This window comes from Streptomyces sp. T12, assembly GCF_028736035.1.
Taxonomy (GTDB): domain Bacteria; phylum Actinomycetota; class Actinomycetes; order Streptomycetales; family Streptomycetaceae; genus Streptomyces.
Genome location: NZ_CP117866.1, coordinates 9,169,900 through 9,184,713, shown reverse-complemented (window position 1 = coordinate 9,184,713; position 14,814 = coordinate 9,169,900). Strand labels below are relative to the sequence as shown.

Sequence of the window (14,814 nt, the reverse complement as noted above, 5' to 3'; positions counted from 1 at the left end):
ATGAACCCGCGCCTCACCCTCGCGAGCAGTGTCGCCGGCGCCGTGATCGTCGCGCTCGACGGCACCGTCCTGACCCTCGCCCAGCCCACCCTGCAACGCGAGCTGGGTGCCTCCTTCGCTCAGGTCCAGTGGACGAGCACCGGCTATCTCATCGCGGTGGCCGGCCTGTTGGTGTTCGCCGGACGGCTCGGCGACCGGTACGGGCACCATCGCGTCTTCGGCATCGGCATGCTCGGCTTCGGGGCGGCGTCGGCCGGTATCGCGCTGGCGCCCGGTGTCGGCTGGGTCGTCGGACTGCGGGTGGTGCAGGGCGTGTTCGGGGCACTGTCGCAGCCGGCCACGCTCGGGATGCTGCGGGCCGCTTACCCTCCCGACCGGCTGCGGACGCCGATCGCCGTACGAACCGCCGCGATCGGGGTGGCAGCCGCTGCCGGGCCGGTCATAGGCGGTGCGCTGGTGGCCGGGCCGGGCTGGCGGGCCGTGTTCCTGCTGAATGTCGTGCCCGCCCTCGTCTTCGGTGCGCTCGCCCTCGCCGTGCGGCCCGCGCCCGCCGCCTCGCCCGCCCGGCTCGACCTACCCGGCGCCCTCCTGCTCGCGGTGACCCTGGCCTGCCTGGTCCACGCCCTCGTCGCAATGCCGGGGTGGGGCTGGACCGCCGCGACCGCCACGGTCACCGGCGCCGCCTTCATCCGGCACGAGCGCCGCACCGCGAGCCCTCTCCTGCCACCCGACGTGATCGGCTCGGCGGCGGTCGGCTCGGCGCTCGGCATGCTGGTGGCCGCGTCGGCGGCGCTGTCGGGCGCGCTGTTCGTCGGCACGTTCCTGTTGCAGGGCACGCTCGCTCTGGACCCGTTCCGCAGCGCCCTGGTCAGCCTGCCGCTGGCCCTGCTGATGGTGCTCGCGGCGCCCTCGTGCGCGGTGCTGCTGCGCCGGGCCGGGGCCCGTCGTACGACCGTGGCGGCGATGACGGTCCTCGCACTCGGGATCCTCGCCCTCTCCCGCGCCTCGGCCACGCCTGCCCTCTGCGCCGCGTTCGCCCTGGTGGGAGCCGGGTTCGGCACCGTGATGGTGGCGGCGACCCACGTCGTCGTACGCGAGGCCGCCGTCGAGGCGCCGGAGGGGCGCGCCGGAGGCGAGAGCCCGAGCGCGCGGAGGCCCGAAGGGCTGAGCACGGTCGGGCTCTCGACACCGGCTGGAGCGCCCCGGAGGCGACTCCGATCAAAGGGCCTGTCGGCCGGGGTGGCGGGCGGCCTGCAGCAGACCGCGATGAACCTCGGGCCGGTGCTGGGCGTGGCCGCCGCGACCGCCCTCATGGGGTCGGGCGGTGGCCCTGAGCTGCCGCTGAGTATCCTCGCCGGCGTCGCCCTGGCCGGTGCGGCGCTCGGCCGAAAGCTCCCCGGACGCCCCGACGACGCGATCGACGATCATGGGCAATCGAAGGACCGTACACGTGTTCCTGCGCGACGATGAGATCTGAGGCCGTTCCGGCTGGGTATGCCGGAGCGCACCTCGTCGTACGCATTCGGAGGAGAGCGATGGCACTGCTGACACAAGAGGTCGACCCGGGCGAGGTCGGGCTGGACGCGAAGGCTCTGGACCGCCTCGACCAGCACTTCGCCCACTACGTCGACGAGGGGCGGATACCCGGCTACCTGGTCTCCGTCGCCCGCGGTGGACGCGTCGCCCACCTCGCCACGCACGGCCACCGGGACCTGGCGGCCGGGCTGCCCGTCGAGGCCGACACGCTGTGGCGGATCTACTCCATGACCAAGCCGGTCACCTCGGTCGCCGCGCTGCTGCTGGTGGAGGAGGGCAAGCTGTCGCTCGACGACCCGGTCGAGCGCCATCTGCCCGCCTTCGCCGAGCCTCGGGTGTACGTCAGCGGATCCGGCGCCGACACCGTGACCCGCCCGGCCGACGGGCCGATACGCATCCGGCACCTGATGACCCACACCGCCGGACTGACCTTCGCCTTCTACCGCACGCATCCCGTCGACGCCCTCTACCGCGACGCCAACCTGGACTCGGCGGTGCTTCCGGGTTCGAACCTGGCCGAGACGGTCGACGTGTACGCGAGTCTGCCGCTGCAGTTCGAGCCGGGGACGCAGTGGAACTACTCGGTCGCCACGAACGTCCTGGGCCGGGTCATCGAGGTCGTGTCCGGGCGGCCGCTCGACGAGTTCTTCGCCGAGCGGATCTTCGGGCCGCTCGGGATGGCCGACGCCGGCTTCTGCGTGAGCGACGAACAGGCGGACAGGCTCAGCGAGTTGTACGGCGAGACCGACGAGGGCGGCATCGAGCCGATCCCCGGCCTCCCGCTGCACGGCCGCCCCCGCTTCCTGTCCGGCAGCGGCGGCATGGCGGCCTCCGCGCACGACATCCACCGCTTCATGGAGCTGCTGCGCCGCCGCGGCGAACTCGACGGCACCCGTCTGCTGTCCCCCGGGACCGTGGACCTGATGACGTCCAACCACCTTCCGGGCGGCGCCGACCTGCGCGCCTTCGGCAGCCGCCCCGCCCACGACGAGCCCGGCAACGACGGCCTGGGCTTCGGCCTCGGCGTCTCCGTGGTGATCGACCCGACCCGTACGAGGGCCCCGGCCGGCCTCGGCACCTACGGCTGGAGCGGGGTCGCGACCACCACGTTCTGGGTCGACCCGGGCCGCGACCTGACGGTGCAGTTCATGACGCAGGTGCGGCCGAGGACGTCGCACACGATGTTCCAGGACCTCAAGCGGCTCGTGCACGAGGCCGTCACGGGCGACTGAGCCCCTACCTGTCCACGCGCAGGGCGAACTCCACACCTTCCAGCGCGAGTTCGCGCAGCCACTCCTGCGAGCGGGCCGCCGTCTCGGCGGCGCGGTTCAGGCCCGCCGGCAGGGAGCCGTCCAGGATGTGGCGCACGCCCAGGGCGAGGGGCCGGGAGACACAGCGGGCCATCGCGCTCTCCTCCGCGTCCCCCACCAGGTCGAGGAGGTAACTGCCGGACCACGTCCGCCCGTCCCCGCCGCGCACGTCCAGCGACACGGCGAGGACGACGCGGTCGCGGTCGGCGTCCGTGGTGGGGTACTTGGCGGCCAGCTCCCCCGCCAGGGCGGCGATCCGGGCGTCGTCGCCGGCCTTCAGCTCCTCGAAGACGGCGTCCCAGGCGCGCAGCCAGCCCTCCAGACGCAACGTGCCGCGCACGAAGGCCTGCGGCTTCCAGGCCGGCGGCAGCCCGTACTGTTCGACGAACGGAACACTGTCGCGGTTGGGGTAGACCTCGAACGCCTCCCCGTCCACCACATGCCGCCGCGTCATCTCCCACGGCCGCTCGGCGACCGTCTCGGCACCGTCCCGCACATAACGCGCCGGTGAGCGCAGGGCGTTGAGCACACCGGCGGGCGCCCAGCTGAAGCGGTACCTGAAGTCGTTCGGAACCGCGGGGACACCGCCGCAGTACGACGTCAGGCTGTACGAGGCGGCCGTGTCGTCGCCCACGGCCTCCCGGGCGCGGCCGACGAGGCAGTGGGCGAAGAGGTGGTCGATGCCCGGGTCGAGGCCGGCCTCGGTGAGGACGACGAGCCCGGCCGCGGCGGCCGCGGGCACCTGCTCCACCACCGCGTCCGACACATAGCTGGAGCAGGCGAAGTGCGCCTGCCGCTGGACGCAGGCTGCCAGGATCCCGGCGTGTTCCGGCGCGGGCAGCATCGATACGACGACGTCGCCGGGCGCCAGTTCGGCCGTGAGCGCCGGGAGCGTGTAGGCGCGGGGCTCGGCGCGTCCGGCGAGTCCCCGCCGGGCCAGGGCGTCCGCCGCGCGGCTCTCGGTGCGGTGCCACAGGCGTACGCGGTCGGCGGTGTCGCAGAGCCGGGCCAGACCGCTGCCCGTGGACAGTCCGGCGCCGACCCAGTGGACGGTGCCACTCGCGGGCATGCGTGTGGAGGGGTCAGACATGACGGAACTCCCCTTCTGCGATGCCGAGTTCACGGCAGGCATGGTGGAACCGGTCCAGACAGCGCCCCCACGGCCCACCCGCCTCGAACTCCAGCAGCTGGAGCACCAGCGCCGCCGAGAAGTCGGTGCTGGACTCCCTGGGCAGCAGGGAGGGCAGGTTGTCGATGGCGATGAGGTCGAGCGCAGGCTCCTTGCGCAGTCGGCGCACGGGCTCGGTCCACTCGGTCGTGCGGTCGTAGACGGGCAGGACGTTCAGGGGTGAGCCGACGTCGACGGTGACGTCGCAGAGGGTGCGCAGCCGGCGGGCGGGGTCGTCGAGGTCCTGCTCGCGCAGGAAGGGCGGGACGGGGCTGGTGGCGAGGACGGCGTTGACCAACACGTCGTGCGCCAGCAGGGCCTCGCGGTCCAGGTCGCGGGTCTCGGCGAGGTCCCAGGGCGTCGCCTCGATGCCGGCGGTCAGGAACGCGAGGCAAGCGCCGCGGCCGCTGCGTCCCAGGGCGCCGATCACGAGCGCCGTGAACTCCTCGTCGTCGGCGGCTGGTTGGAGGATCTCGTCGAGTTCGTCCTTCGACGTGGGGGCCAGCGGCGCGACGAGCCTGCCCCGGTGCTGGAGGACGGCCAGCGCGGCACCGAGATAGCCGGCCCAGAAGCCGAAAGCGGCGAGGCGGCGGCCCTGGTCGTCCACCAGGTACTCCAGGTCGAGCAGGGCCCCGCCCCCGTCGGCGAACCGGCGGAGCAGGTCCTCGGCGCCGGGCTGCTGCTTGTAGGCGTGGCCGAAGAAGATGTGCCGGTGCGTCAGTTCGGCGGGTCCGTCCGGGAGTTCCTTCAGCCCGATGACGACGACGTCGGCCGGGGCCGACACCCAGGAGCCCGAGGGCACGACGCGGCAGCCGACCGCCGCGTACTCCTCGATGGGGAAGATCCGCTGCGGGGACTCCTCGACGGTCAGCGTCACTCCGCTCTCGACGAGCCGCCGGGCGTCGGACGGCACGATCGGGGTGCGTCGCTCGGTGGAACGGACCTCGTGGCGCAGCCACAGGTGGAGATCGGTCATACGCGGTTGGCCTCCGGGCGCGGGGCGTCGGCCGCGAACCGGCCGGCGCTCAAGGGGCTGACGTCCACGAAGGGTACGCGGCCGAGGTACAGGTCGCGGACGACCTCGCCGACGGCCGGCCCCTGCAGAAATCCGTGGCCGGAGCAGCCGGTCGCGTACAGGAAGCGGGAGACGGAAGTCGCCTCGCCGATCAGCGCGTTGTGGTCCGGGGTGACCTCGTACAGGCCCGCCCATCCGCCCGTGCGGCGCAGGTCGAGCAGGGCGGGGGCGCGGTGCTCCATGGCCGCGGCCAGGCAGGGGATCCAGCGGTCGTGGGTGTCGGTGGCGAAGCCGGGCCGCTCATCGGGGTCGGACATGCCGAGCAGGAGGCCGGGGCCTTCGCCGTGGAAGTAGAAGCTGGTGCTGAACGATCCGGCCGATGCGAGAGGAGGAAGAGATGGCCGACCCGGTGCAGCCCGATGTCGTACCCGGTCTCCTCCTCGAACCGGCCGAACGCCTCCAGGCTGCGCGCCCCGAGCTGGATGTTCAGCGCGTCGGAGAACTGCGCCCGCACCCCGCCGGCCGCCTTCGAGGTGGAGCCGGAGGCCGGCTCGTCCCGCTCGACGAGGACGACGTCCCGTACTCCGGCGCGGGCGAGGTGGTAGGCGATGCTGGTGCCCATCACGCCGCCTCCGATGACGACGACGCTCGCGGTCGTGTTCACGGCCGCACCTCCTTCGCCGCCTGGGTCGTGGCTCCGGTCCTCGCGCGCGTTGTCACAGGCCCACCTTCCTGGCTGCCTCGACCACGGCCCACGCGGCGGCCGCGTCCTGGATGCCGAGGCCGACGCTGTTGTAGTAGACGATGTCGCCGGGTCCGGACCTCGGGAAGCTCTGCCCGGTGAGCACGGCGCCGAGCCCGACCAGGTCCTCGTGCGCCAGCAGCCCTTCGCTCAGCGCGTCCACCACCGGCCCGGCGTGCGCGGCCGCGGTCACCGGGTCGTCGACGACGACGCTCGCGGCGCGCCGCAGAACCTCCGCGTCCACCTCCCGGCGCCCGGGCGCGAACGAACCCACGGTGACCACCGTGGCCCCGGGGGCCAGCCACTCCCCGCGCACGACGGGCGTCGTACTGAGCGTGCAGGCCGCGACCAGCGACGCCCCCGTCACGGCCTCCTGCGCGGTGCCGACCGCCTGGACGGGGAGGCTCAGTTCGGCGGCAAGCCGCTCGGCGGCGCTGGAGCGATTCCGCGCGGTCGGGCTCCACAGCCGTACGGACTTCACCTCGCGCACCCGGGCGACGGCCCGGGCGTGGGCGAGGGCCTGGGTGCCGGAGCCGAGGAGGGCGAGGTCCGCGCTGTCGGGGGTGGACAGGGCGTCGATCGCCACGGCGCTCGCGGCGGCCGTGCGCAGGGTCGTGATCTGCGTGCCGTCCATGACGGCGACCAGGCGGCCGGTGACCGGGTCGAGCACGGTGATGACGGCGTGGATGGTGGGCAGGCCGGACGCCGCGTTGCCCGGGTTGACGCTGCCGATCTTCGCGACGGCGCCGGTGTCGGCGGACAGCCGGGAGACGTACGCGAAGACGACGCTGTCGTCGAAGCGGCTCGGGTGCATGATCTTCCCGGGCAGGTCGGCCGCGTCGGCGCCGAGCGCCGTGAAAGCCGCGCGCTGCGAGGCGATCGCCGCGTCGAGGCTCAGCAGGCGCGTCACCTGGTCTCCGGAGAGGAAGAGGACGTCGTCGGTCATTCCCTCTTCCTGTCCGGACGGGCCCGGCCGCAATCAGGACAGGTGCGCGACCGCGTCCAGATGGGGCAGGTGGTGGTCGAGGCGCTCCCGCTTGGTGCGCAGGTAGGTGATGTTGTTCTCGCACGGCGGGATCAGCAGCGGGACCTGCTCGGCCACCTGGATGCCGTGTCGCAGCAACGCCTCGCGCTTGCGCGGGTTGTTCGACATCAGGCGGACGCTGCTCACCCCCAGGTCGTGCAGCATCTCGGCGGCGACCCCGTAGTCGCGGGCGTCCACCGGCAGGCCGAGCGCGAGGTTGGCCTCGACGGTGTCCAGGCCCTCCGCCTGCAGGGCCATCGCCCGCAGCTTGCCGAGCAGACCGATGCCGCGGCCCTCGTGGCCCCGCAAGTAGACGACTATGCCGCTTCCTTCGGCGACGACGGCACGCAGCGCGGAGGCGAGCTGGTCGCCGCACTCGCAGTGCTGGGAGCCGAAGGCGTCGCCGGTCAGGCACTCGGAGTGCAGCCGGGTCAGGACGTCGTCCGTGCCGATCTCGCCGTAGACGAGGGCCACTTGTTCGTCGCCGCGGTCGTGGTCGAGGTAACCGATCGCGCGGAATTCCCCGTACACGGTGGGCAGGGGGGCATTCACCACGCGTTCCACGCCGGAACGCTGCGTACGCTGTGCGGACTTCTTGCCGAGCACACCAATTTTTTCTGTCATGATTCTTCAGTTCCTAAGCAGAGACGAAAGGCCGGGAAAAGATGAGTGGTTCACAAACGCGGCCGGCGGCACACTCGTTGGTGCCCGCGGACACCACCGAAGACGTACGGAAGCGAGGCGCGGGCGTTTCACGACAGGTCGCGGTCCTGCCCGTCGGGAGCTTCGAGCAGCACGGTCCGTTCCTTCCGCTGGCCACCGACACGCTCGTGGCCTGCGCGGTCGCGCGCGAGATAGCCGCCACGCATCCGGTGCACCTTCTTCCACCGGTGACGATCTCCTGCTCGCACGAGCACGCGGCCTGGCCGGGGACCGTCAGCATCTCCTCAGTGACCCTTCATGCGGTGATACGGGACATAGCGGCTTCGCTCCGCCGGTCGGGCGTGGACGCCCTGGTTCTGGTCAACGGGCACGGCGGAAACTACGTACTGGGCAATGTCGTTCAGGAGTCCTCCGCGCGCGGCGAGCGGATGGCGCTGTTCCCGGCCGCGGAGGACTGGGAGGCGGCGCGGGAGCGGGCGGGGGTGGAGACCTCGCTGCTCACCGACATGCACGCGGGGGAAATTGAGACCTCCATCCTTCTGCACACTCATCCCGAATTGATCCGACCCGGTTATGAGACTTCCGATTTCGTGGCGGACGACCGTCGCCACCTCTTGACTCTCGGTATGTCCGGCTATACCGATTCGGGTGTCATAGGCCGTCCTTCGCTGGGCTGCGCGGAAAAGGGGAAGCGGCTGCTGGCGAGCCTCGCGGATTCCTTCGGCGCGTATGTGTCACTGCTGACCTCCGCGGACGATTCCGTACCGGACACATCAGACGCAAGGGCATAGCGGCCGGGTTCCGGGCCCGCCTCGGTGACGGCGGCCCCGGAGCCCGCACGCAGGCCGCAGTACCAGCGGGCGACCAGCACGAGGACGCCGGGCAGGGCGGCCACGAAGCTGAGCACGCCGTACACGACGGCGACGGCCAGGCCGCTTTCGGCGCCCAGCCCCGCCGCCCCGAACGCCCAGGCGGTGACGCCCTCCCGGGGGCCCCAGCCGCCGACGTTCAGGGGCAGGCCCATGGCGAGCAGGGCCAGGACGGCGAGCGGCAGCAGGACGGCCACGGAGGCGGCGGAGCCGGCGACCCGGGCGGCGACCACGAACATCGCGAGGTGGCCGGCGAGGACCACGACGGAGGAGACGGCGACGCCGGGCCCGTTGCGGCGGGACAGCAGGGCTTCCCGTGCCTCGCCGAGCGTGCCGCGCAGCGCCGTCGGGTTCGACCGGTCACGGCGGGAGGGCGCGCGGTTCATGCGTACGGCGGCCACTACGGCGAGCGCGCCCACGGCGGCGAACAGCAGGACGGGCGTGAGATCCCGGGCCTCGTTCAGCACCGGCGACGGCATGGTCAGCAGGACGACGGCGCCGACACCGGCGAGGACGACCTGACCGGCCGTCCGCTCGAGGACCACCGCGCGGACGCCGCGGCCCATGTCACCGGCGCTCTGCCCATGCCGCACCGCCCGGTGCACATCGCCGAGGACGCCGCCGGGGAGGGCCGCGTTGAGGAACAGGGCGCGGTAGTAGTCGGCGACGGCCGGCCGAAGCGGCAGCCGGATCCGCAGCCCTCGGGCCACCAACTGCCAACGCCACGCGCTGAACACGGTGGTGACGAGTCCGATCCCGACCGCCACGACCAGCGCCGCCGCGTCGATCCGCCGCAGTCCGTCGAGGAACACGCCGGTGCCGAGCCGCCAGAACAGCACGGCGAGGATGATGACGCCGGCGGCCGTGCCGAGGTGGGTGCGGAAGGCGGGGGTGTTGAGGCGGGACAGGAGAGTGCGCAGCGACCTACGGGGGCGCGCTGCGCCTGGGGTCGGCGCTGCCGGGCGGGGCTCGGTGACGACGACGCCGATGCGGGAGCGGGAGACGGCCACGGGGGTGGGGGTGGCGGTGGGGGGGACCGAGGGCTTGATGGCGAGTCGGGCGGCGGAGGGCACCTCGGGGAGGGCGGCGACCGTACTCACGGCCAATGCCTTCACTCGCCGCTGTCGCGGCTTGGCGCCCCGCCGCATGGCGCTCGCCTTCGCCACCGTCTCCACGCTCATGACGCTCCGCCCGTCGGTCGGCACAGCGCCAGCAGGTCGCTGTGGTGGACCACGACGTGCAGCTCGCCCGCCTCACAGGCGGCGAGGCGGTCCTGCAGGTAGCGGTCGGCGCGCTCACGGAGTTCGGGGCGTTGCTCGACCGCCGCGCCGACCCAGCCGCGCAGCCACTGGGCCGTGAGGGCCGACTCGCCGGGGCCGAGACGCCAGGGGCTCGGGTGCACCTGGACGGTCGCGCCGTGCTCGGAGAAGGCCTCGGCCGCTGCCGTGATCGCGTCCGGGCCCAGCATGCCCGAGCGCCGCTGGTGGGTGTTGAACGCCTCGGCGATCTCTGTGTCCAGCGGGTCGGACGGGGTGAGTTCGACGCGCCCGGCGACGGAGAGCGTCAGCAGCGCCGGGCAGCCCGCGCCCGCACACGCGGCGGCGAGGGTGGCGACCTCCTCGCGCGTGAGGACGTCGAGCAGTGCGGAGGCGGTCACCAGCGAGGCGCCGGCCAGGGCGTCCGGGGTGAGACGGCCGATGTCGCCGCGGCGCGTCTCGACCGTGACGCGGCTGCCGTCGGCGGAGGAGCGGGGGGAGGCCACGGCGGCAAAGTGCAGGAGGTAGGGGTCGCGGTCGTGCAGGACCCAGTGCTGGGGGCCGTCGAGGTGGGGCGCGAGCCAACGGCCCATGGAGCCGGTGCCGCAGCCCACGTCGTGGATGACCAGTCCGGCCCGTCCCGGCAGGTTGGCCAGCCGGATCCGCAGCGGATCGAGCAGGTCGTGCGCCCGCGCGGCAGCATCGGCGCTCTCGCGCAGCTCCAGCCACTCGGGGGCATAACGGGGCGGGTCGTCGGGACCGGCGTCCCGCAGCCGTACGGTGGCCCGCTCACCGGGACGGAAGCTGGGCCCGGCCCCGAGAATCACGGCGTCCGCGTCCGCGTCAGCCGCCGCCCGTCCGGACACACCGCTCATGTCACCCTCCGCCGAAACGATCCCGTCCTGCGGCCCCCGGCGCGTCGATTCCGTCGCGTCGCGTGGTCCCGGCTGTGCCGGGATCGTCCCCCCGCTCTGTGTCGTTGCCGTCTTCCTCATGCCGCCCTCCGGGGTTCGTTCGGCAGTCGGCCCAGGACCGCGGCCAGGCTGCGGGCCGTGCCGGCCCAGCCGTTCAGGGCGGCCCGGCGTCCCCGGGCCGCCGCCTTCAGTCGGCGTCGTACGTCCGCCTCGCCGAACCAGCCGCGCAGCTCGGCGGCGATCGCGGCGGGGTTCTCCGGCGGGACGAGGATGCCGGGGACGCCGCCGTCGGGCGCCCGGCCGACCGCCTCCGGGAGGCCGCCGACGTCCGTGGCCAGCACGGGGATTCCGCGTGCGAGCGCTTCTGTCACCGCCATGCCGTACGTCTCGGCGTAGGAGGTGAGCACCATGAGGTCGGCGGCGTTGTAGCTGGCGTCGAGTGCGGCGCCGGACTGCGGGCCCGCCAGGGTCAGCCGGTCCGCGAGGCCGTGCCGCGCTATCAGGGACCGCAGCTCGGCCACGTACTCGGGATCCTGGTTCAGCCCGCCCACGCACACGCAGCTCCACGGCAGGTCGGTCACCGCCGCGAGCGCCTCCACCAGCCGGTGCTGTCCCTTGCGCGGCGTGACGGCGGCCACGCACAGCAGCCGTGACACGCCGTCCGTGCCGGACGCGAGGGGCGCGATGTCGGCGCCGGGGGCGGCGACATGGACCCGCTCGGGGGCGAGGCCGTGGTGGGCGACGAGGCGGCGGACCGCCCAGTCGCTGGTGGCGATGACCGCGGGGACGGCCCGCAGCACGGTGCGTTCCCGGGCGTCCAGCTCCGCGGCGACGGCCGGGTCGAGCCCCGTCTCGTCACCGAGCGGCAGGTGGACGAGGACCGCGAGGCGCAGCCGCTCCGCCTCCGGGACGATGATCTCGGGCACGCCGCAGGCGACCAGCCCGTCGAGGAGGACGACCGTGCCGTCCGCGAACTCCCGCAGCGTACGGGCGAGTTCCGCACGGGCTGCCGCGCCGGGGCTGGGCCAGCTGCCGTCCACCGGGTGCTTGTGGACCTGCCAGCCGAAGCCGGGCAGATCCAGACTCACCCGCCGGTCGTAGGCGTTGCCGCCGCTCGGGGCGGCCGGGTCGTCGACGCCGCCCGGCATGACGAAGTGCACGGAGCGCAGGGACATGGGGATGATCTCGGCGTTCTTCAGGACGGGGTGCTGCACGGGCACATAGCCGAGCGTGCCCTGCTCCGCCTTCTCCAGATCGGTCTTTTGCAGACCCGTCTTCTGCAGAGCCGTCTTCTCCAGGGTCACGTCGGTCACAGCGCACGCTCATAACTCGCCCACGCGACATGCGACTCGTGCAGGGTGACGGTGAGGCCCGCGAGACCCTTGGCGCCCTCGCCCAGCGCGCCCTTCTCGATCCGCTCGGCGAGCCGGTCGGCGATGACCTTGGCCAGGAACTCGGTGGAGGTGTTGATCCCGGCGAAGTCGGGTTCGTTGTCCAGGTTCCGGTAGTTGAGCTCGCCGACTACGGCCCCCAGTTCCCGCGTGGCCAGTCCGATGTCGACGACGATGTTGTCGTCGTCCAGCTGCTCGCGCCGGAACGTGGCGTCCACCAGGAACGTCGCTCCATGCAGGCGCTGCGCGGGGCCGAAGACGTCGCCGCGGAAGCTGTGGGCGATCATGATGTGATCGCGGACGGTGATGCTGAACAACGGACGACCCTCCAGGTGCGGTACGCCTAGTCCCCGGCTCATCGCTGCCGGGGATGCCGAGTAGTACGGCTCTTCGCTTCCCGTTGTTCAGCCGTCTCTCACTCTTTTCTCAGGTCAGGCGCTCTTGTCATTCCGTTTTGAACGAGTCCGGGCGGAAGGGGTACTTCAGTCGTGGTCGGCGTACCGGACCCGGTGACAGAGCGCCGGGATCTCCCCGGAGGTGAGCTTCGGCATGACTGCGGGCAGATCCTCGAAGGCGCTCTCCCCGGTGACGAGCGCGTCGAGAGCCGGGTCGGCGAGCAGGTCGAGGGCGAGGGCGAGCCGGTCGGCGTACGTACGGCTGGCGCGGCGGGCCGGGGAGACGGTGCCGACCTGGCTGCTGCGGATGACCAGCCGCCGGGAGTGGAAGGCCTCGCCGAGCGGGAGGCTGATCCGGCGGTCGCCGTACCAGCTGAGTTCGAGGACCGTGCCCTCGGCGGTGAGCAGCTCCAGGGCCCTGGCGAGTCCCTGCTCGGTGGCGCTGGCGTGGACGACGAGGTCGCATTCGCCGAGCGCGTCCCCGGGCGAGGCGAATCCGACGCCGAGGGCCTTGGCGACCTCGGCCCGGCCCGGATCGGCGTCGACCAACTGCAGCCGTACGCCCGGGAAGCGGGCCAGCAGGGCGGCGACCGAGCAGCCGACCATGCCGCCGCCGACCACGGCGATCCGGTCGCCGACCAGGGGAGCTGCGTCCCAGAGCGCGTTGACGGCGGTCTCGACGGTGCCGGCGAGGACGGCCCGAGCGGCGGGCACGGTGTCCGGTACGACGGTCACCGCGCTCGCGGGGACGACGTACCGCGTCTGATGCGGATGGAGACAGAAGACGGTGCGCCCGACGAGCGTGTCCGGCCCCTCCTCCACCACCCCGACACTCAGGTACCCATACTTCACCGGGGCGGGGAACTCGCCCTCCTGGAACGGCGCCCGCATGGCCGCGTACTGGCTCTCGGGGACCCCGCCCCGGAACACGAGCGTCTCCGTGCCCCGGCTGACTCCGGAGTACAGCGACCGCACCAGCACGTCGCCCTCGCCCGGCTCCGGCAGGGTGACCTCCCGGATCTCTCCTTCACCCGGAGCGCTGAGCCAGAACGCACGTGCGGTGCGGTTCATCGGGATCCTCCTGAACGATCGGGAAGCTGTTCACGTACCGAGGTGTGCACAGGTCGCGCACAGTACGCGGCCTTGATCGACTCTGTCATCTGGCCGGAGGAATGCGCGGTGGCCCTGAACAACACGTACGAAGCAAGGCTGGTCCAGCAGGAGACCGCTGTGGGAGCGGGCGTGCAGATCCTGTTGCTGGCTCTGCTCGGTTCGGCGATCGGCATGGGGCCGGCGGGCTGGCTGACCGGCCTCGTCTTCGCCGTCGCCTCATGGGCGCTGCTCTCGCTGGCCCTGCACCGGTCCGGGCTCCGCTCCTTCGGCCCGGCGAACCGGGTCACCCTCGGCCGCGCGACGCTGGTGGGTGGCGTGACGGCGCTGGTGGCGGATTCCTTCGAGAGCTCACCGCCGGTGACGTTGTTCGTCGGTCTGACGGCGGTCGCCCTGATCCTGGACGGCGTGGACGGCAAGGTGGCCCGCCGCACCGGCACGTCGACGGCGCTGGGCGCGCGCTTCGACATGGAGGTGGACGCGTTCCTGATCCTCGTCCTGAGCGTGTACGTCTCGATGTCGCTGGGCCCCTGGGTCCTCCTCATCGGCGCCATGCGCTACGGCTTCGTCGCCGCCGCCCGCGTCTGGCCCTGGCTGAACGCCCCGCTCCCGCCGAGCACGGCGCGCAAGACGGTCGCCGCGATGCAGGGCGTGTTCCTGCTGCTGGCCGCGTCCGACTTCTTCCCCCACCTGGCGACGTTCGCGGTCACCGCGACGGCTCTGGCGGCGCTGGTCTGGTCGTTCGGCCGGGACATCCTGTGGCTGTACCGGACCTCGCGCACACGGCAGCAGGCGCACGTGGCCGAGGTACGGGAGCTGGTGGCGTCCTGAACGGTCAGCCGTCGGTCGCATCCGGCACCCGCCGCCCCCTCGCCGCGAACCACTCGCCGCGAACCAACCGAACACCTGCCTCACACCGACGGCCCGCAAGAGACGGTCGCCGTCCTACGGGCACTGACGGCACGGGCTCGACAAAGGGGTCAGCCGTGGCGGGGCAGCCGGTACACCGTCGACTCCCGCGCCGCGAACCCCAGCCGCTCGTATAGCCTGTTCGCGGGGGCCCGGTCCGGCCGCGAAGTGAGGTCGACGGTCCGCGCCCCCGCCTCCCGCGCCGGCCGTACCGCCTCGCGCATCAGCAGCCCGGCGACTGCGTGACCGCGCGCGGCACCGTCGACGACCACGTCCTCGATCCGGGCGCGCAGGCCCGAGGGCACGGGAAGCACTACGAGGGTCAGGGTGCCGACGATCTCGCCGTCCGCCCGCGCGACGGGCAGGGTGTTCGCGTCGCACCTCACGATGCGGTCGACCGCCGCGAGGTCGAGGGGCTCGGCGGTCCGTGACAGCTGCGGCAGCAACCGGCCGAAGGCGGCCACGAGTTCCGCGCTCGGCTCCCGGGCGATCTCCACCTGAACGTCCATGCC

General features: G+C 72.8%; 13 protein-coding genes and 2 pseudogenes. 4 read left to right on the top strand and 11 right to left on the bottom strand.

Annotated features, from left to right (window positions below; translation table 11 throughout):
* The gene (locus tag PBV52_RS41225) at positions 1 to 1,470 is read left to right on the top strand and encodes an MFS transporter (RefSeq protein ID WP_274245983.1); all 1,470 of its coding nucleotides are present in this window, start codon (positions 1 to 3) and stop codon (positions 1,468 to 1,470) included.
* A 65-nt stretch (positions 1,471 to 1,535) separates the two neighbouring features.
* Positions 1,536 to 2,768, top strand: coding sequence for a serine hydrolase (locus tag PBV52_RS41220; protein ID WP_274245981.1), 1,233 nt, complete (start codon positions 1,536 to 1,538; stop codon positions 2,766 to 2,768).
* 4 nt (positions 2,769 to 2,772) lie between these two features.
* Here the strand turns inward: PBV52_RS41220 and PBV52_RS41215 are convergent, their stop codons facing one another.
* The 5 genes and pseudogenes from PBV52_RS41215 to ribA all read right to left on the bottom strand — a co-directional run bounded on the left by PBV52_RS41215 (position 2,773) and on the right by ribA (position 7,419).
* On the bottom strand, positions 2,773 to 3,936 hold the full coding sequence (locus PBV52_RS41215; protein ID WP_274245979.1) for a saccharopine dehydrogenase family protein: 1,164 nt from the start codon (positions 3,934 to 3,936) through the stop codon (positions 2,773 to 2,775).
* Positions 3,929 to 4,990: a saccharopine dehydrogenase gene (locus PBV52_RS41210; RefSeq protein WP_274245977.1), complete on the bottom strand. Its 1,062-nt coding sequence runs from the start codon at positions 4,988 to 4,990 to the stop codon at positions 3,929 to 3,931. The genes PBV52_RS41215 and PBV52_RS41210 overlap by 8 nt, the downstream gene beginning before the upstream one ends.
* A pseudogene (locus tag PBV52_RS41205) lies at positions 4,987 to 5,693 on the bottom strand (NAD(P)/FAD-dependent oxidoreductase). Before PBV52_RS41205 ends, PBV52_RS41210 begins: the two are co-directional and overlap by 4 nt.
* 52 nt (positions 5,694 to 5,745) lie before the next feature.
* Positions 5,746 to 6,717 (bottom strand): ornithine cyclodeaminase family protein, encoded by a 972-nt coding sequence (locus tag PBV52_RS41200; RefSeq protein WP_274245975.1) that lies wholly within the window; start codon positions 6,715 to 6,717, stop codon positions 5,746 to 5,748.
* Positions 6,718 to 6,750: 33 nt separating this feature from the next.
* Complete coding sequence (gene ribA, locus PBV52_RS41195) at positions 6,751 to 7,419, bottom strand: GTP cyclohydrolase II (RefSeq protein ID WP_274245974.1); 669 nt, start codon at positions 7,417 to 7,419, stop codon at positions 6,751 to 6,753.
* 41 nt (positions 7,420 to 7,460) lie between these two features.
* Between ribA and PBV52_RS41190 the strand changes: the two genes are divergently transcribed.
* Positions 7,461 to 8,249, top strand: a complete 789-nt coding sequence (locus PBV52_RS41190) for a creatininase family protein (protein ID WP_275948141.1) — start codon at positions 7,461 to 7,463, stop codon at positions 8,247 to 8,249.
* Between the two features lie 146 nt (positions 8,250 to 8,395).
* Here PBV52_RS41190 and PBV52_RS41185 read toward each other — a convergent pair.
* From PBV52_RS41185 to PBV52_RS41165, 5 genes and pseudogenes are all read right to left on the bottom strand, one after another.
* Positions 8,396 to 9,475: pseudogene (locus PBV52_RS41185) on the bottom strand (lysylphosphatidylglycerol synthase transmembrane domain-containing protein); the annotation flags it as partial.
* Positions 9,476 to 9,504: 29 nt separating this feature from the next.
* Positions 9,505 to 10,578, bottom strand: a complete 1,074-nt coding sequence (locus PBV52_RS41180; RefSeq protein WP_274245971.1) for a class I SAM-dependent methyltransferase — start codon at positions 10,576 to 10,578, stop codon at positions 9,505 to 9,507.
* On the bottom strand, positions 10,575 to 11,810 hold the full coding sequence (locus PBV52_RS41175) for a glycosyltransferase family 4 protein (protein ID WP_373921970.1): 1,236 nt from the start codon (positions 11,808 to 11,810) through the stop codon (positions 10,575 to 10,577). Before PBV52_RS41175 ends, PBV52_RS41180 begins: the two co-directional genes overlap by 4 nt.
* Positions 11,807 to 12,205, bottom strand: coding sequence for a 6-carboxytetrahydropterin synthase (locus PBV52_RS41170; RefSeq protein ID WP_093747920.1), 399 nt, complete (start codon positions 12,203 to 12,205; stop codon positions 11,807 to 11,809). The genes PBV52_RS41175 and PBV52_RS41170 overlap by 4 nt, the downstream gene beginning before the upstream one ends.
* Positions 12,206 to 12,370: 165 nt before the next feature.
* A complete protein-coding gene (locus PBV52_RS41165; protein WP_274245965.1) occupies positions 12,371 to 13,354 on the bottom strand; it encodes a zinc-binding alcohol dehydrogenase in 984 nt (327 codons plus the stop codon).
* A gap of 108 nt (positions 13,355 to 13,462) precedes the next feature.
* Between PBV52_RS41165 and PBV52_RS41160 the strand changes: the two genes are divergently transcribed.
* A complete protein-coding gene (locus tag PBV52_RS41160) occupies positions 13,463 to 14,224 on the top strand; it encodes a CDP-alcohol phosphatidyltransferase family protein (RefSeq protein ID WP_274249883.1) in 762 nt (253 codons plus the stop codon).
* 149 nt (positions 14,225 to 14,373) lie between these two features.
* On the opposite strand, the gene PBV52_RS41155 is transcribed toward PBV52_RS41160, so the two are convergent.
* On the bottom strand, positions 14,374 to 14,811 hold the full coding sequence (locus PBV52_RS41155; RefSeq protein ID WP_274245963.1) for a GNAT family N-acetyltransferase: 438 nt from the start codon (positions 14,809 to 14,811) through the stop codon (positions 14,374 to 14,376).
* Positions 14,812 to 14,814 lie beyond the last annotated feature (3 nt).